Annotated in this window: 18 protein-coding genes; 12 read left to right on the top strand and 6 right to left on the bottom strand. The window is 41.4% G+C overall.

Translation table 11 applies throughout. The annotated features are described in order from the left end of the window. Window positions 1-219: 219 nt before the first annotated feature. Together AC1F2U_RS09130 and AC1F2U_RS09125 are read left to right on the top strand one after the other, a co-directional pair. Window positions 220-543: a YnfA family protein gene (locus AC1F2U_RS09130; protein WP_480260803.1), complete on the top strand. Its 324-nt coding sequence runs from the start codon at window positions 220-222 to the stop codon at window positions 541-543. Between the two features lie 679 nt (window positions 544-1222). Then, entirely contained in the window at window positions 1223-2620 is a 1398-nt protein-coding gene (locus AC1F2U_RS09125) for an ammonium transporter (protein WP_480260866.1), read from the top strand. Between the two features lie 39 nt (window positions 2621-2659). On the opposite strand, the gene AC1F2U_RS09120 is transcribed toward AC1F2U_RS09125, so the two are convergent. Next, complete coding sequence (locus tag AC1F2U_RS09120; RefSeq protein ID WP_480260872.1) at window positions 2660-2845, bottom strand: hypothetical protein; 186 nt, start codon at window positions 2843-2845, stop codon at window positions 2660-2662. Here AC1F2U_RS09120 and AC1F2U_RS09115 point away from each other — a divergent pair. Together AC1F2U_RS09115 and AC1F2U_RS09110 are read left to right on the top strand one after the other, a co-directional pair. Further along, on the top strand, window positions 2766-3623 hold the full coding sequence (locus tag AC1F2U_RS09115) for an SGNH/GDSL hydrolase family protein (protein WP_480260802.1): 858 nt from the start codon (window positions 2766-2768) through the stop codon (window positions 3621-3623). The two genes, AC1F2U_RS09120 and AC1F2U_RS09115, sit on opposite strands and share 80 nt — an antisense overlap. A 96-nt stretch (window positions 3624-3719) precedes the next feature. Further along, window positions 3720-4928 (top strand): 4-hydroxy-3-methylbut-2-enyl diphosphate reductase, encoded by a 1209-nt coding sequence (locus tag AC1F2U_RS09110; RefSeq protein WP_480260801.1) that lies wholly within the window; start codon window positions 3720-3722, stop codon window positions 4926-4928. A gap of 167 nt (window positions 4929-5095) precedes the next feature. On the opposite strand, the gene AC1F2U_RS09105 is transcribed toward AC1F2U_RS09110, so the two are convergent. From AC1F2U_RS09105 to AC1F2U_RS09085, 5 genes are all read right to left on the bottom strand, one after another. Next, window positions 5096-5248 (bottom strand): lmo0937 family membrane protein, encoded by a 153-nt coding sequence (locus tag AC1F2U_RS09105; protein WP_334841545.1) that lies wholly within the window; start codon window positions 5246-5248, stop codon window positions 5096-5098. Window positions 5249-5530: 282 nt separating this feature from the next. Beyond that, a complete protein-coding gene (locus AC1F2U_RS09100; RefSeq protein ID WP_480260800.1) occupies window positions 5531-6895 on the bottom strand; it encodes a glycoside hydrolase family 15 protein in 1365 nt (454 codons plus the stop codon). After that, window positions 6856-7923: a glycoside hydrolase family 15 protein gene (locus AC1F2U_RS09095; protein ID WP_480260799.1), complete on the bottom strand. Its 1068-nt coding sequence runs from the start codon at window positions 7921-7923 to the stop codon at window positions 6856-6858. Before AC1F2U_RS09095 ends, AC1F2U_RS09100 begins: the two co-directional genes overlap by 40 nt. Before the next feature lie 157 nt (window positions 7924-8080). Beyond that, the gene (locus AC1F2U_RS09090; protein ID WP_480260798.1) at window positions 8081-9019 is read right to left on the bottom strand and encodes a cation diffusion facilitator family transporter; all 939 of its coding nucleotides are present in this window, start codon (window positions 9017-9019) and stop codon (window positions 8081-8083) included. Window positions 9020-9181: 162 nt separating this feature from the next. After that, window positions 9182-9994: an SDR family oxidoreductase gene (locus AC1F2U_RS09085; protein WP_480260797.1), complete on the bottom strand. Its 813-nt coding sequence runs from the start codon at window positions 9992-9994 to the stop codon at window positions 9182-9184. Window positions 9995-10767: 773 nt separating this feature from the next. Between AC1F2U_RS09085 and AC1F2U_RS09080 the strand changes: the two genes are divergently transcribed. The 8 genes from AC1F2U_RS09080 (at window position 10768) to AC1F2U_RS09045 (ending at window position 18021) form a co-directional block, all read left to right on the top strand. Next, window positions 10768-11262, top strand: a complete 495-nt coding sequence (locus AC1F2U_RS09080) for a DUF2231 domain-containing protein (protein WP_480260796.1) — start codon at window positions 10768-10770, stop codon at window positions 11260-11262. Continuing rightward, on the top strand, window positions 11259-11864 hold the full coding sequence (locus AC1F2U_RS09075) for a DUF2231 domain-containing protein (RefSeq protein WP_480260795.1): 606 nt from the start codon (window positions 11259-11261) through the stop codon (window positions 11862-11864). The genes AC1F2U_RS09080 and AC1F2U_RS09075 overlap by 4 nt, the downstream gene beginning before the upstream one ends. A gap of 32 nt (window positions 11865-11896) precedes the next feature. Next, the gene (locus AC1F2U_RS09070) at window positions 11897-12820 is read left to right on the top strand and encodes a cytochrome c oxidase subunit II (protein WP_480260794.1); all 924 of its coding nucleotides are present in this window, start codon (window positions 11897-11899) and stop codon (window positions 12818-12820) included. After that, the gene (locus tag AC1F2U_RS09065; protein ID WP_480260793.1) at window positions 12810-14465 is read left to right on the top strand and encodes a cytochrome c oxidase subunit I; all 1656 of its coding nucleotides are present in this window, start codon (window positions 12810-12812) and stop codon (window positions 14463-14465) included. The genes AC1F2U_RS09070 and AC1F2U_RS09065 overlap by 11 nt, the downstream gene beginning before the upstream one ends. Window positions 14466-14614: 149 nt before the next feature. After that, window positions 14615-15280 carry a cytochrome c oxidase subunit 3 gene (locus AC1F2U_RS09060; protein ID WP_480260792.1) on the top strand — a complete coding sequence of 222 codons (666 nt, stop codon included), beginning with the start codon at window positions 14615-14617 and terminating at the stop codon, window positions 15278-15280. A 38-nt stretch (window positions 15281-15318) separates the two neighbouring features. After that, window positions 15319-15564, top strand: coding sequence for a hypothetical protein (locus tag AC1F2U_RS09055; RefSeq protein ID WP_334841529.1), 246 nt, complete (start codon window positions 15319-15321; stop codon window positions 15562-15564). A 160-nt stretch (window positions 15565-15724) separates the two neighbouring features. Then, window positions 15725-17092: an NAD(P)/FAD-dependent oxidoreductase gene (locus AC1F2U_RS09050; protein ID WP_480260791.1), complete on the top strand. Its 1368-nt coding sequence runs from the start codon at window positions 15725-15727 to the stop codon at window positions 17090-17092. 530 nt (window positions 17093-17622) lie between these two features. Next, window positions 17623-18021: a peptidoglycan-binding domain-containing protein gene (locus AC1F2U_RS09045; RefSeq protein WP_480260790.1), complete on the top strand. Its 399-nt coding sequence runs from the start codon at window positions 17623-17625 to the stop codon at window positions 18019-18021. Window positions 18022-18102: the final 81 nt, after the last annotated feature.

Here is an 18102-nt window from a genome sequence, read left to right as displayed (position 1 = left end):
CATTCTGGGGAGCAGGGGAGCAGGGGAGCAGGGGAGCAGGGGAGCAGGGGAGAGTTCTTGTACAAGTTTTTTCCCCTCTGCCCCTCCGCCCCTCCGCCCCTCTGCTCTTGTGCTCCATGCCCAATTTGGTCAATAAACTTACCTTAATTAATGGCAATAGTTTACTTAAAAGCGTTAGCGTAATTTTACTGAGTTATATGTTGTTAAATATTCGATCGAATGATTAAGTCCCTGCTGTATTTTTTGTGGGCTGGTTTATTTGAAATTGGGGGTGGCTACTTAATCTGGTTGTGGTTGCGCGAAGGTAAGCCGTTCTGGTGGGGCATATTGGGGGGAATTGCTTTAGCTTTCTATGGGGTTCTTGCAACTTTCCAATCGGCAAATTTTGGCAGAGTCTATGCAGCTTATGGCGGCGTGTTTATCGCAATGGCAATGCTTTGGGGTTGGAAGGTAGACAGGGTAACTCCAGACCGCTACGACTTAATCGGAGTATGTTTAGCTTTAGTAAGTGTTTTAATTATCATGTTTGCTCCCAGAAGTTAAGTAAAATTTCTATATTATTTTGAACTTTTATAGTGTTCCCTGTTAAACAAATAATCTCACGCAAAATTGCAAAAGTTTTTTCGCAACTAACCTGTCAGAAGTAGGTATCTGAATATCCACGTGTTTATGCGGGAGATATAAAGAGAACTCATGATGCAGCATTTGCCCATGAGGTATACTTCTCCTCAACCCTCATGCGGCTTGCTTCTCCCTTCTCTAAGAGACGATCGCGATCGCACGAGTAGGGTATTTCTGTACCTCATATTGGCGTAGCCTCTGTCTTTGACACCCTGTTCGCGTTCGTAGAGAAGTTGAAATCTGCTGCATATTTGGGGAAATTATCGGAAAATACTGACAATAATTTACAATACTCGTCAAATATTACAATTATTTTGGTTTGTAACAGTAAGTAACTAAAAATTCGTAATTTTGTCCCGCTTGAATAAAATACTATTCTTCTATTCTTTAAAAAAAAAGATGCAATGTAATGATTGCGTGTTTATACGCTAATTTAAATCTTGGCAACTACAATCAGGATTATATTTTTGTTAACATTTCAAGAAAATTCAGGTTAAGTAACTTTAAAGACAAAAATGTGTCAATAAAAGTAATCAAATGTAGTTAAGGATACAAATTGTTGGTGCTTAGGAAGAAAAAAAAAGTGTTGAAGAAAGTTGTGATGATTGGAGCTATCACCCTACTATTTTTAGGAGGGCCGTTGATGGGCAATGCTTTTGCCCAAACCCCAACTGCTGCCCCGCCTACTGCTGATACTGGAGACACAGCATTTATGCTGATTTCAGCAGCACTTGTGCTGCTAATGACACCAGGATTGGCGTTTTTCTATGGTGGATTTGTGCGATCGCGCAACATCCTAAACACATTGATGATGAGCTTTGTGTTAATGGCAATCGTCGGAGTTACCTGGATTCTGTGGGGCTATAGTCTTGCCTTTGCGCCAGGTTTACCATTTATCGGTGGATTGCAATGGCTGGGGTTGAATGGTGTCGGATTAGAAGTAACCGATTATCTCAAAGGGTCAAACCCGCCGGAAGTCGTCTCTTATGCCGGAACAATACCCCATCAGGCATTCACGATCTATCAAGCCATGTTTGCCATTATCACCCCAGCCTTAATTTCTGGGGCGATCGTTGAGCGGATGAGTTTCCGTGCCTATTCGCTGTTTGTCCTACTGTGGTCAACCTTTGTTTACGCTCCCCTAGCCCACATGGTCTGGGCAAAAGGTGGATTTTTAGGTTTGGCTGGTGGATTAGGTGCTCTGGACTTTGCAGGTGGCACAGTAGTTCACATTAGTTCTGGGGTTTCAGCTTTGGTAGCAGCGATCGTCCTTGGCCCTCGCAAAACCCATCCCGATCGCCTTAGCCCACCGCACAACGTTCCGTTTATTTTGCTGGGTGCTGGCTTGCTGTGGTTTGGTTGGTTTGGTTTTAACGCTGGGAGTGCCCTATCTGTGGCTAGTGGAACTTCTGGTAATATCGTCACAAATGTGGCAACAACAGCTTTTATCGCTACCAATACGGCTGCGGCGGCTGCGGCTTTAATGTGGTTAATTTTGGAGAGTGTTTTAAGGGGTAAACCAACCGCTGTGGGAGCAGCGACAGGAGCCGTTGCTGGTTTAGTGGGTATCACTCCCGCTGCCGGATTTGTCACACCGCTATCAGCGATTTTAATTGGTTTCATCACCGCCTTTGTTTGCTTCTATGCCATCAGTTTCAAGCACAAACTAGAAGTTGATGATGCTTTAGATACTTATCCCGTGCATGGCGTTGGTGGTACAGTGGGGGCGATTTTAACGGCTATCTTTGCCACTACTCAAGTCAACGGAGCAGGTAAAGATGGAGTACTGCGTGGTAATTTTGGTGAATTGGGAGTTGAACTAGTAGCAATTGCCATTGCCTATGTAATCGCAGGTGTTGGTACGTGGATTATTCTCAAAGTTATCGATGCTACAGTCGGGCTGCGAGTCAAAGAGGAAGCTGAATTGCAAGGTATGGATATCAACGAACACGGCGAAGAAGGTTACAACTCCGAGTTTGGCGATCGTCCTACTCAATAATGAGTGCTGAGTTAGGAGTTAGGAGTTAGGAGTTAAGAGTTAGTCTGTTTGCTTGCCCTTCTCCTCACTTTCCACTTGAAGATTGGGTAATTTGCGATCGCTAGCGTTAAAATTTGATTCAAATAATTGGTAAATTTCGCTAGTCGTGTCTACATCTGCAAAAACCTTTCCTATCTGGGCATTTTTCTCGCTGTTAACCAACGGCATCTTAATGTTGGCGGTCATCCTGCTAATTTGGCAACAGCAGAGATTGGCCGCTTTTTTTGGGATAATCGCATCCCCACAGCCAATCAACCTGAATAATTCCCCGCAAATTGCTACACCTGATTTAGGTCGCCGTCACCAACTCACTTATCAAGAGTGGCTAGATATCCTCAACCAAGAAGCCAAGGTCGCCGCTGACCAACATCCTCCGCATTTAACCATCCTGGCGGGAGATTCCCTAAGTCTGTGGTTTCCCCCTGAGTTATTACCCGAAGGTAAAAATTGGCTTAATCAAGGAATTTCTGGCGAAACCAGCAATGGACTCTTAAAAAGATTAAAAATATTTGACCGCACCCAGCCAGAGGTGATTTTTGTAATGATTGGCATTAATGACCTAATTCGGGGGATGAGCAATGGAGAAATTTTAGATAATCAGCGGCAAATTATCAATTATTTACGAAAGACTCATCCCACAGCGCAAATTGTTGTCCAATCGATTTTGCCACATGGGGCAGAAGCAGCAACTTGGAAAGGACGAGATAAACTTCTGGCTGTTGCCAATAGTCGCATTCGCGAGTTGAATCAGCAACTACAAAGCATATCTACCAAAAAAGGTGTCAAATACCTCGATTTACATCCTCTGTTTACCAACAAGCAAGGAAATCTCCGCCGCGAATTTACTACTGATGGCTTACACTTAAGTCCTGAAGGCTATATGGTTTGGCGTTCTGCATTGCAGATTTATAGCGAGATTGAATTAAAATCCCAGCGTCAACGTCCTGCGGGAGAAAAAGGCTAAAGCCCAAAAAGAAGTAATATCTTTGAAGACAACTCTGTATTAATCGCGTCTAGGCGCGAGAAAATAAGAAATAGTGAGTTTAAGTAGACAAATCTAATGGATACAAAAGCTTTTAAGCGCAGCCTCCAACATTCAGAAAATTACAATCGCAAGGGCTTTGGTCATCAAGCAGAAGTTGCTACCCAGTTGCAATCTGAGTATCAGAGTAACTTGATTCAGGAAATTCGCGATCGCAATTACACCCTACAACGGGGTGATGTGACAATCCGACTAGCACAAGCCTTTGGCTTTTGCTGGGGTGTAGAACGGGCTGTGGCCATGGCCTACGAAACCCGTCAGCACTTCCCCACAGAACACATCTGGATTACTAACGAGATTATCCACAACCCTTCTGTAAATCAGCGGATGCAGGAGATGAAAGTAGAATTCATCCCCATTGAAGGAAAGAATAAAGACTTTTCTGTTGTTGGAATTGGTGATGTGGTCATATTACCCGCTTTTGGGGCTAGCGTTCAAGAAATGCAGATACTTCACGATAAAGGCTGCAAAATTGTTGATACAACTTGTCCTTGGGTATCTAAAGTTTGGAATACAGTAGAAAAACACAAAAAAATCGATTATACATCAATAATTCACGGTAAATATAAGCACGAAGAAACAGTTGCGACTAGTTCCTTCGCTGGCAAGTATTTAATTGTGTTGAATTTGCCAGAAGCAGAATATGTTGTTGACTATATTATCAATGGTGGCAACCGTGAAGAATTTCTAACAAAATTTGCTAAAGCTTGTTCAGCAGGATTTGACCCCGATCGCGATTTAGAAAGAGTTGGCATTGCTAACCAAACTACAATGCTAAAAGGCGAAACTGAGCAAATCGGCAAGCTTTTTGAGCGGACTATGTTACAGAAGTATGGCCCGACTGAATTAAATCAGCATTTCCAAAGCTTCAACACCATTTGTGACGCTACCCAAGAACGTCAAGATGCCATGTTGGAATTAGTGGAACATAATTTAGATTTGATGGTAGTAATTGGTGGGTTTAATTCCTCGAATACTACTCAGTTGCAACAAATTGCCTTTGAGCGAGGAATTCCTTCTTATCATATTGATACTGTTGAACGCCTTAAATCAGTAAGTTCTATTGAACATCGGCAATTAAATGGGCAGTTAATAACTACAGAAAACTGGTTGCCTGATGGGGAAATTGTTGTAGGCATTACTTCTGGTGCTTCTACGCCTGATAAGGTAGTAGAAGATGTAATTGAGAAGATTTTTAGATTAAAAGCAACGGCAGCACTGGTTTAAAAGTTCTCACAGAGACTTCCAAATAAAAAACATCCAATTACTTCTTATGAGGTGGGCAGCATTCGACAGAACGTAGCCGAAGTCTTGCCCGCCTTACAAGAGTATTTTTGCTGTATTATGCACTTGGCAATATATCATTCACCATAATAAGAAAATGCTATATTTATTCACACATCACGCGCTTTGAAAAAATTATAGATAGCAAGACCAATGGCTATAAGTAGCACTGCATGAATGAGATTTCCGGCAATATGAAGTGCCAGTCCTAATGCCCAAAAAGCAACCAGTATAACAACAATACCCCAAAGTATACTCAACATATTATTTGTTCTGAATTAAATCAGTTTTAATTTATTCAAATATTTTACTCCCTAGCTTCACTTTTATCTATTTGCCTTAAGAAAGATTACTTTGAGTGATGGCGCACAGTCATTTGCTATGCTTAATCTTTCGTTACTATTTAATTAGATAAAGGTAGCGATTCTGAACTGTCAGTTAACTGCCGCTATCACTACAGACTTCTTGCAGAAGTAGGAAAAAGGGGAAAGGGGAAAGGTATGGAATTTTCCCTCTCCCTTTAACCTTTCCCCAACATCTTGGCACTAATCAACCGCAACCGTATAATTGCGTTGTTCCCATTTACTGCTTTCAATCCAGAAAAAGGTAAAGCTAATTGGCTGGTACTGGTTATCAGAAACAGAAATATCTACAAAATCCACTCCTAACTTTGTAGAAGTAGAAAGCGTATCTTGTGTGGTTTGCCAATCATCATCTGACCAGTGCAATTGAAAAGATGCTAAAGCGTGAATTCGCAATGTCTGACCTTTTTTTACTTGGCTGATTTGTCGGTTAAACTTCCAAATTTCTAATGATTTACACTGCTTTCTTTCGCCTAGATAGCGATTTGCCACTTCTGGAATAAAATCAAACACTTGTCCGTCATCAGTTGACCGTAGCAGCTTGATATACTCTGCGTGCGCCCACATTAAAGGCATCGCTGAACCTGTTGGTTTTCCTAAATACATATAGATATTAGGGATATCTGCCTCATCCCAAACCTGTTCTGGTAGCAAACAAGTGTCTGAAGCAAATCCTTCCATCGCCTTGATATATGTTTTGACATCGCCGCCAACAGCTAGTTCATAATGTCCTCGTTCTCCTGTCAAAAGAGGCCAAGCGCGTCCCTTGCCATAACCAGTATAAGGACTGCCGTCTTCTTGCTGGCCGTAACCGTCGTGGTTGTAACGATGCCAACAAGGCCCAGCAGGTGTATCTACTTTTAAAACTGCATCAATTACTTTGACAGAATCAACAATAATCGGGTCATCAGGTTTGCGAATTCCATAGCGTACTAATTGCAAAAATCCGCCATCGACAATTTCCTTGGCTGGAAATTCTGCTGGTTCACCAGGTGGCTGACTGCTGATGAAAAGAGTTCCTTGGTTAGGATTTTCGTTGGGGTGAGGATTATTAATATCTGAAGGAGTAATTCGGATATAGTGCCGTTTGATTCCAGGAACTAAAGTTCCTTCAGTAGTAACTGTCCAAGCTTCAATGTGAGATTCTAAAAAATCAGCGTATTCTTCTATAAACTTTGCTGTTGCTTCATCCCCACGTTTGCGAACAAATTGAGCAGCACAGATTAAGGCGGCAATATTGGATGCTAATGTTGATGGTGAATAACCACTGTTTTCTTCCCAACGTTCTTGTTGGGTAGCCGGGCCGTAACGAATTAAATAACCCGCCGCCCGCAGAACCATCGGATAAATATCAAAGTTTAAGCAAGTCTTCTGCTGGTGCAATAGCCATGCTAGAAGAATCGGAAATGCCACCTCATCTAGTTGAATACCTTGCCAGTAAGGTTTACCATCAACCCAGAAATTTTGGGCAAAACCGCCATCTTCCTGCTGGCTGGTTGCAAGATAAATTAGCGATCGCACTGCTGTTTCTGTTTCCCCAGCAGCCACCAAACCTGATACACTACTAACCCCCGCGTCCAGACAAGGTGATATCCTCCTTGTTCTTGGTCGTCTTTGGCTTCACCCCAAGGAATCGCCAGGGATGCAATCAACGCACCGGGATAAGTTTTGTCTTCATGTGCTAACAACAAACTAATGCTGTTGTGATACAACTTTCCATCATTGTATGAAACATATTCTAGCGGTCGGATATTGCGGCGCGATCGCTTCCACTGTTCGTTGTATTGCTGCTTCTGCTGCTCAAAAGGAATATTAAGCGACTGAAATAGTGTAGAAATTGCATTGTGCAAGTTTGTACCAAATGCCAGTCCTAAAGTAAACTCTTTAGTACTATCTAAATTTAGTTTTCCAGTCAAAGCAAGATTGCCATCTACAGCATTATCAAACTCCCAATCCATCTGGAAATTATCAGCTAAATCTGTCCAACCATCACTTTCACCGACGTAACCACAAGAAAGGCGGGTAAAAGGAACTGTTGCACCCAGTGCTAGCCATGTTCCTTGTTTCTCGGCTATCAAAATACGATGTCCAGCAACCTCTACAGCGTAACCATTATTACCCATACCTTCAACATCCAGATGCGGCGCACACAAAGCATATAAATGGAGTTGGGAGATAAAATCGCTCTTTCCTGTTAATGTGGTGTGCTGTAAGATACAGGGGAAATGTGGGTCAGCAATCACTTCTTTGATTACGGCATAACGTCCTTGTGGATCGGAATTAGTGATGCGGTATCCTAAACCATGAGTCCACATCCGTTCCACTTTTGATTCGAGATCGCGTTTCTCGTCGTGAAAAAAGCTTTTTCCATCAGAAATTAGATACTGCAAATCCCGAATTTGGGGTTTGTCTACTGTGGGATGGTAGATTTCAGTGACAATACCGTTCCAAAGAGTAAACCAAATGTTACTAGAGGTAGAGTAAGCTGTTCCGACTCCATCTTTATTGGCATGAGTCCAGCGAGGCTCAATACCCGGTGAGCCAAAAGCTTCTGCTTGACTAATAATCTTTACCATACTGCATTGTTGTACCGATAAGCTTTGAGTGCATTTTGAAAATGCTGTGTTTGATATAGCAGGAGGCAGGAGGTAAAAACCTTGCTATTCCTGAGATTTACGCTTGTAATTATGTCCTAATCTACCTGGCAACTACTATATTTATGTGATTAAAAATTTATTGAGAAATTGGCGAAAATTTACGAGCGGCAGTTAAGGATTTTGCTTCAATAAAAATTTGTTTGATTTCCGGATGCTTTTGGCGAATACTTGCTTCTAAACTTTCTACAGTTAAGGCTATTTCTTCACCTGTAAGATTGTTAGAAAATTGAATTTCTAAGTTGAGTAATACTTCCTTGGGAGCAAGCTGCATTGTTAGTACACGTACAACTTCTTGCACGCCTGGTTCTGTTTTGGACAGAGAGCGGATATTGGCTATGGTTTGAGGATTAGCACTTTCACCAAGTAACAATCCTTTACTTTCTCTCGCTAGTACCACTGCTACTATAGCCAAGATAATGCCAATAATAATTGAGGCAATACCATCAAAATAAACATTATTAAATAAATGTCCTAAGAAGATTCCGATTAAGGCAACAAATAAACCTAAAATTGCAGCAGTATCCTCAAATAATATTGTAAATACTGTGGGATCTTTACTGTTTTTAATTGCTTGCCAGAAATTTTGTTTACCCTTGGTCGGCAAAAACTCCTTTAAAGCTACAGTCCAAGAATAACCCTCCAATAATATTGCCATACCTAACACAATATAATTCCACATTGGGTCTTCTAAAGGGCTAGGTTTAATTAAATGAGTGATTCCCTCATAAATTGACATCCCGCCGCCAAGGGCAAAGATCAGGATAGCAACGATGAAAGTCCAGAAATAAAGTTCTTGACCGTAACCAAAGGGATGGCTATCGTCTGCTGGCTTTTGGCTTCTCCGAATTCCCAGCAAAAGTACTAGTTGATCGCCAGTATCTACCACCGAATGAATCCCTTCAGATATCATGGCGGAACTGCCAGTAATGGAGGCGGCGATAAATTTAGTAATAGCGATCGCTAAGTTAGCGCCCATCGCTGCAAATATAGTTTTATGAGATGAATCAGATGCCATGAGAGTAAATAATAATTATGCAGAAACTTCTAATTCACCATCCAGATGGGTAACTTCCCATTGGGTTTGTTCGACATTGTGCCAAAACGTCTCCTACAGCCAAATTTAATCGTTGATTGTTATCAAACCAGGGTTAACAGTAACTTTTGTAGGCATTATCAATTAACCATTGTCTGCAAAACCTGGATACAAGGTCATACCACCATCTACAAATAGAGTTGTACCATAGACATAATCGGAGTCATCAGAAGCTAACCAAACCGCTGCTTTAGCGATATCTTCTACATCACCCACACGTTTTGCTGGAATCAGTTTTAATAACTTTGCTTCTGCCTCTGGAGTATCCCAAGCTGATTTATTAATGGGAGTTTTGATTGCACCAGGGGCAATACTATTGACGCGAATTTTATGGGGTGCAAGTTCTTGAGCAATACTTTGCATCATCATATTTATACCGCCCTTACTCGCAGCATAATTAACATGACCCGCCCAAGGAATTACCTGATGTACTGAACTTATACAAATAATCTTACCTGCGGCAGATGAAATATCGGGCTGTACACCTCGACGCAAAAATTCCTTTGCAGCTTCCCGCGCACATAAGAATTGTCCTGTCAAATTCACCTCAATAACTCTATTCCACTGATCGAGAGTCATATTTACAAACGGTGAATCTTTTTGAAGACCTGCATTGTTTATCAAAATGTCAATAGTGCCGAATTGCTCGATTGTCTGGCTAAACATCGCCTTTATTTCGTCTTCTTTGCTGACATCAGCTTGAATAGCAAATGCTTCACCATTAGCCGCTTTGATCTCATCAACAAGGTTTTGTGCGGACTCGGCTCCCGAACGATAGTTAATCGCGACTGCTGCACCTGATAAAGCTAAATAGCGAGCGATCGCTTGGCCAATGCCAGAACTAGCACCCGTCACAAGTGCTTTTTGACCTTTGAGCAGGTAAGGGGAATAGCTCATAATGCTTTCGATATTTTTAAAAGTTGTATTCGTTGTGAATATTTCAAGATTTGCAAGACCTTGATGATGTTTTTGCTTTTCGGGCGTAGTATTACCCTGACAATTTTAATTTTTAAATCAGGAAAATATGGATTAAAAATGCTTTGCTTTCTTATGATTTTAAAAATTTTTAGTATTTTTCTAATCTATCCAGAGAAAGAGAAGCAGCATATTTTTTACTAATAAATGTTGAAATCATTTGTCATTTCTGTGACAATAGTATGTTTTTCTTTTTAAGATTTGTAAAAATATGATTTTCAATCTCAAGAAAGATTTATGGTATATTCAAAACAAGTTTGATTATTGATTAAAGTAAATTTATTAGTTAATAAAGCTAAAATTTAAGATGACCTAAAGAAGAGAAGCATATAATACGTTAAAGATTTTTTAGCAGCCTCTCAAGCGTCTGATTAGATTGGCTATTAGCAATCCCATCTAATCAAAAAGAGAATTTTTAGTTTTTGGAAATCCTAATCAAGATATGATACCAAGCAGAAATGTAGTTGTTTTAGTGAGTTTTGACCTTTGGATAAAATGATTACTGAAAAATAGTAATTATGTATTTATTTATTTCAAAAGCTACTTAAAAAATTGCAGCGTATCGGAAATTGTCAATGTTTTTTAATTGGTCGATCTGTGACGTTAGCACAGTATTCTGGAAAATATGAATGGTGCGTTAAGCGGATGGCAATTCCATGCAACGCATATATATTTGACCCATGAAGGAGAAAGCGATGCCTGCTCTGTCTCTGAATAACCAAAATTTACCATACCCTGACCCTCTACATCCGATCGTTGTTCACTTCGTAATCGCGATGGTGCTTTTTTCTTTCGTGTGCGATGTACTGGGTTATTTTACCCGTAACGTGCGGTTGTTTGAGGTGAGTTTCTGGAATATGTTTGTGGCCTCAGCAGCTATCTTTATAGCGGTGATTCTGGGTCAGTTTGAAGCAGGTCTGGCGAACATCTACCCAGCAGTCCAACCAACACTGAATTTTCATACGGTCATGGGTTGGTCGCTGGCAGCTATTGTTGTTGGCATTACAGCTTGGCGTTTCGTGATTCGCAAACGCACTCCACGGAAAGTACCACCTGCTTACCTTGGTGCTGCAACGTTTTTAGTCTGCTTAGTGTGCTTGCAAGTCTATCTAGGAAGCAAGCTAGTTTGGGTGTATGGGTTACACATCGAGCCAGTCGTGCAAGGGATGAAGCAGGGAGTTGTGCCATGAACTGGCAATTGATTGACCAGTTGAGATTGAGGCTGAATGCTAACGGATTACCTTATGAAATTCCAATACATCCGCAATTGGTGCATTTAACATTGGGCTTGTTCATTCTTGCGATTATTTTTGATATTGCCGGAGCGCTTTTTGCTTTAGAAAAACCAATCTTCAAATTTTTGGGTTTGCCTGCTCTCCGTTCTGGTTTTTTTGATGTCGGCTGGTATAACCTCATTGGAGCCGCTTTTATCACTTTTTTCACCGTTGCAGCAGGTTTTTTCGAGCTATTGCTAGCAAATCCACCAATCGATCAAAAAAGCGTTTGGGGTTTAACTGCTGGTTGGACGATGCTTTTGCATGGTTTGGGTGGCATTTCATTGTTGGGGATCATTGTTGCCATGACAGTATGGAGAGGTTTACAACGCTATCGCTGGCGCAAGGATGCTTCTAGGCAGGTGCAGTGGAGTTACTTGTTAGCAGGTATTGCAATATTGGGCATCTTGTTTGTCCACGGAACTTTGGGGGCGCAATTGGGAGAAGAGTTTGGAATTCACGTTACTGCTGCGAAGTTACTCCAAGAAGGTAAAAACCCAAATTTACTACTCAAATAATCAAGTGGGAAGTACTCTTAGATGAAATTATTATGTTTAGTTTTTGGGAATATATATTAATAGCATTTTATGTAGCAGGACTGCTAATTGTCAGTCGGTGGATTGGACAACAGGCATTTTCTTGGATGCCTCCCCAGGCGACAGCAGAAGCACAACGAGTAGATGATTTATTTAGCTTTTTAGTCTCAATTGGAGCATTTATCTTGCTGGGGCTGGTTGGTGTTATTGTGTATGCGATCGCCTTCCATCGTGCCCGCCCAGAAGACTACAGTGAGGGACACCCTTCTAGAGGTAATGGGAAGTTAGAAATATTGTGGACAGCGACCCCAACTTTATTAGTAGTATGGATTGCCTTCCAAAGCTTCAATATTTATCAGCAATTAAATATTCTCGGTCTAAACCAAATCGTGCATTTGCATACGCCCCTAGAATCTCCACCCGCCTATGCTGCAAAGGTTAGCGATGTCCCCAAACCTGCGTCTGAAACAATTGATGTTTTCGTTAGGCAATGGGATTGGTCTTTCCACTATCCAAATAATCTTACCAGTAAGGAATTGCACTTGCCGCTCAATCGCAGCACTCGCTTAAATATGCAAGCAGAGAAAGTAATCCACGGTTTCTACGTTCCTGAGTTTCGCTTAAAGCAAGATATTGTTCCAGGGCGGAACATTGACATTGTGCTAACACCCATTCGCCCAGGTAAATATCGGCTGAAAGATTCTCAATTCAGTGGTACTTACTTTGCCTTAATGGAAGCAGATGTATACGTTGAATCCCTTGAGAATTATAATCAATGGCTCGCGCAAACAGTGTCTAGCGAAACTACAAACACTCAAAATCAGGCAGTTGCCGAAAATATTCAACCACCAAAGACATTATTCAAAAGTGGCTGGTACACCGTCGCACCTGCTCAACCTGCTGTAGCCAATCAAAGGAAGATAAATAATGACACATGATTTGAGTGAAGCTATAGCCAACAATAGAGAACCTGAAAACAACTGGCGGGAATATTTCAGCTTCAGTACTGACCATAAGGTAATCGGTGTTCAGTACATGGTGATGACCTTCATTTTCTTTCTTCTCGGCGGGCTGTTGGCGATGATTATCCGGGCTGAATTGCTCACCCCGGAAGCAAATTTAGTTGACCGCCCCCTCTACAATGGTTTATTCACCATGCACGGGACAATCATGATTTTCCTGTGGATTATTCCCTTCAATGCAGGTCTTGCTAACTACCTAGTACCGCTGATGATTGGAGCGCGGGATATGGCTTTTCCCCTGCTCAACGCCATCTCTTTTTGGATTTTGCCACCAGCCGGTCTTTTACTACTGTCTAGTTTCTTACTACCAAGCGGGACTGCACAAGCTGGTTGGTGGTCTTATCCACCAGTTAGTCTGCAAGTTCCAGCCGGTCAGTTGATTAACGGTCAATTTATTTGGATAGTTAGCCTAGTACTAATCGGCATCTCTTCAATTATGGGGGCTGTCAACTTTGTTACTACTATCTTTTGGATGCGATCGCCAGGGATGACATTTTTTAGAATGCCAGTCTTTGTGTGGTCAGTTTTTAGCGCCCAGTTGTTGCAGCTGATTAACTTACCTTCCTTGACAGGTGCATTGATACTGCTGTTGCTTGACCTCTCCTTCGGTACACAATTCTTTAAACCGGAAGGAAGTGGCGATCCGATCATTTACCAACATTTATTTTGGTTCTACTCTCACCCCGCAGTGTATATCATGGCGCTACCAGCTTTCGGTATTATTGCGGAAGTTCTGCCAGCCTTTTCTCGCAATCCCCTATTTGGCTATCGGTCAGTTGCTCTTGCTTCTTTAGGTATTGCTGTAGTCAGCATCTTCGTTTGGGTGCATCACATGTTCACCAGTGCAACCCCCGGCTGGATGCGGATGACCTTCATGGCCACTTCAATGTTAGTTGCTATACCCACAGGTGTTAAGGCATTCGCTTGGACTGCCACCATCTGGAGAAGCAAGTTGCACCTAGAGACACCAATGCTATTTGCGATGGGAGGTGCAGCGATGTTTATTTTTGGCGGTGTCACTGGTGTAATGCTTGCCGCTACGCCATTTGATATTCATGTCAATAATACTTACTTTGTAGTCGGTCACTTCCACTACATCGTTTTTAATACAATTACAATGGCAATCTTTGCCGGAATTTACTTCTGGTTTCCCAAAATAACTGGCAGGATGTACGCCGAGGGTTGGGGTAAGCTGCATTTCTGGTTGACCTTTATTCCTGCCAATATCACCTTTTTCTCTATGCATCCGTTAGGTTTGCAGGGGATGCTGCGCCGAATATCCTCCTACGATCCCCAGTATCAGGGATGGAATGTTATCGCTAGCCTGGGATCGTTCTTACTGGGAGCATCTACGCTGCCCTTTATTGCTAACATTGTCGGTTCTTGGCTATATGGAGTCAGAGCAGTTGATAATCCCTGGCACGCGACAGGATTGGAATGGACAACTTCTTCACCACCTCCGCGAGATAACTTTGAAGAGATTCCTGTTGTCAACAGACCTCCTTACGACTATGGCGATCCAAAATATTCATTCGTGGAAAATTCTGATAATGATGAGTAGTTCTGTTTCTTTATAAAGCTGCGCTAAATTTTAGCTTTTTTTAACGCAAAGGTACGCGGAGGTTAGCGCAAAGGGACGCGGAGGTTTTTTAAAGATAATTCGCTATGTCTGAAAAATCAGATGGAACCTGAATTTATTAATTACGAATTATGCAACATCGCAGCATTCATAGAGATGAAAGTCCGATCCGTTTCGATCGGTGGCGGCGACGCTTACCGAATTGGTTACAGCGCTTTCTGCCAAGTGGTGGCGGAAGTCATGAAGATCATCATGGCAAAGGAATGTTCGGGTTTACTGTATTCCTGTTGTCGGAAAGTATCATTTTTTTGAGTTTTATCTTTACTTATGTTGCTCTGCGACTGAATACTAATAACTGGCTACCACCTGGGGTTTCTGGCCCAGAATTGTCTAAGCTCGTGATTATTAATACGGTAGTTTTACTTTCTAGCAGCTTTGTGATTCAACCAGCAGAAAATGCCCTCAAGCGTAATCAACTGGGTAAATTTCGCGGGCTATGGCTGATAACGATCGCAATGGGCATCTACTTTTTAATTGGTCTATTAATTGAGTGGAAAAATCTCGATTTCAAGCTCACTACAGGATTAGGTGGTTCCACATTTTATTTGCTAACAGGTTTCCACGGTTTACACGTTCTAGCGGGTGTTGTGCTTCAGATAATTATGCTGATTCGCTCATTCATTCCAGGCAATTATAATAAAACTCACTTCGGTGCAAGTGCGACTACTCTATTTTGGCACTTCGTTGATGTAGTTTGGGTCTTCCTTTTCTCGCTTCTTTACCTTTGGCGGGCATAAAGATTTTCAGTTAACCAAGTATTTTCAGGAGTAACTTTATGAATTTATTCATTCAAGAATTACCAGCTTCAGAACTCGCACCAAAAGCAGTTCAAGAAACTCCCGCACCAGGTAAAGATCCGCTAATTGCACAAGGTTTACAAAAAGAGCAATATATTGGCATTATTGGGTTAGCGATCGCTCTAATTGCTGCTGTGGGATTTTTTAGTCGCAGAGTCGAATACGCTATTGGTTTCGCTTTATTTCTCAGCGTCTTTTTAATTGCGTTATTTTTATTCATATAACTAATTAGTCATTTGTCATTTGTCATTGATCATTAGTATTTTCGTAAAAGTCTTAATTTTAGACTTTTACTTTCCACTTCTGCGCCTTTGCGTGAAACCAAAAAATCTGAATTTCAATGCGTAACATCCTAGAAAATTCCTGAGACTTTGGAGGTATTTTATGAACAGCCCAGTTTACCAAACTGTGATTCTTGGTGGTGGCTTCACTGGCTTATTTACAGCCTTACATCTAGCTCACAAACATTATCCTCGCTCTGTAATTTTGATCGATCGAAATGAAAGCTTTTGCTTTAAGCCATTACTCTACGAATATTTCAGTGGCGAGATGGATGCTTTTCAAGTAGTACCGCGTTTTGCAGAACTGCTTAAGGGTAGTGGTGTCATCTTTGTTCAAGATGCAGTGGAATCGATAGACTTGCATCAACAACAAGTCAAATTAGCTTCGGGAAACTCATACAACTACAGTAACTTAGTATTAGCTTTGGGTAGTGTTACTGCTTATCATCATCTTGAAGGTGCTAAAGAATACGCTTTTCCTTTTTGGACAGAAGCAGATGCGATCGCTCTCGATCGGCATTTAGGCGATTGTTTGCAAAAAGCAATCAAAACTGAAGATCCAGAACAACGTCGTCAACTGCTAACAGTAGTTATAGTTGGTGGTGGTGCAAGTGGTGTAGAAATGGCGGCTACCCTAGCTGATTTACTCCCACATTGGTATAGCGCTATGGGAGGAAATTCTAGTGAAATCCGTGTAGTATTGCTCAATCACGGTCAAGAAATTCTCAATGGTGATATTAACAATCCTCTGCGCCCAATTGCTGAGAAAGAATTACAAAAACGCACGATTCCAATTGAAATACTTACGGGAGCAGAAGCCACTACTATTCATGCCAATGCGATTGAATATAAGCGCAATGAGCAAATCGAGACATTGCCAACAGATACTGCAATCTGGACAGCTGGTACTTCTATTCACCCACTAATTAAAGATTTACCAATTTCTCAAGAACACCGCGATCGCCATAACCGCCTCCTAGTTACTCCTACAATGCAACTACTCGACTTTCCAGAGGTATTTGCAGGCGGGGATTGTGTAGCAGTTCAAGATAATTCCCTACCGCCAACAGCCCAAGTTGCTTATCAGCAAGGAGCCAATATTGCCCAAAATTTGAAAGCATTAGCTTTAGGTGAAAACCTCAAACCAGTAAAAGTAAATATACGCGGAACTCTCTTAAAATTAGGGTTAAATGATGCTGCTGCTAACCTTTTTAATGTTTTTGAAGTTGCAGGAGAATCCGGGCATTTAATTCGTCAAGGAACTTATTTAACACTATTACCAACACCAATTCATGACTTTAAAGCAACAACTGAATGGGTAGATGAAGAGGTTTTTCATCACCACCTCGATCCTCATGATGTGGGCAAAAAAGTTGTTCAAGCAGTGGAGGTGGTTGGTGCAGGAGTTATGGGTGTTTTAGCTGCCAGAAAATTATTGAAAATGTTGGGTTCGGAGGATAAAAGAGACTAGTACCGCAAGGCGGAAATCAAAAGTTAACATTGAGCGGAGTCGAAGTGTCAAAAGTCAAAAGAATTGTATTCCAAGCTCTTGCACTATTTGAAATGGTATGTTTATTTCCGCCGTGTTGTACTAGGGATTAGTAATCTATCAAGTTTAAATTGATGGGTAAACAAGTTCGTAGTGAGTTAGCGCGGTCTTCTCTACGAGACGCTTCGCGTTTGCATAAGACTAACGAACCCGTTGGGTAAGGACTTTAGTGCTTATTTTCTAAGCACTAAAGTCCTTACTACAAACTCTTTATTACTAGCGCAATTTCGTGCGACATAAATTTTAATACATTTAGTCATGGTTTTGTCACAATTTTGCAATAACTTTGTCAATACGACGTGTGATGCTATAACTCTGGCTTCGGAAATAGTCTCAGACTAAACCCACATACCAGAATCTACAGAGGAGAATCACTTAAGGCACAGTACCTTATGAAGATGACTCTTCAAATAGAAATTGCAAAATCTCATACAGTTGTAAGGAACAAGAAAATGAATTGGAAAGTACTTGCTTTGCTCCCTGCTTTGACTCTAGCTACTGCTGTGCCTGCTTACTCTTTAACTAATAATAAAAATACTGCTACCCACATTGCCCAAAGTACTCAGCAAGGCAACACTATGAAAAGAACTAATGCTGTACCAAAGCTTAGTGCCAAGCACAAGTCTAATCATCTGGCAAAGCGTAGTACTGGTAATGTACTGACGGTAGGCAGCAGAGGAGAGACAGTGAAAACTGTTCAGAATTCTTTAAAGCAACAAGGATTCTATACAGGAAGTGTGAATGGTGTATTTGATAACAAGACTCGTGCCGCTGCGATCAAATTTCAGAAGTCTAAGGGATTAAGAGCAGATGGAATAATTGGACATCGGACTTTAGCCGCTCTTAAATAAAATTGTTTACTAATATCCTCATTGCTAAAATGCTTTAAAGACAAAAGGCTAGGAAATAAATTCTAGCCTTAAAATAGTAAC

The organism is Nostoc sp. LEGE 12454, from assembly GCF_056620565.1.
Note: the sequence above shows the minus strand (reverse complement) of the source record. Positions and strands in the feature narration are given on the sequence as shown.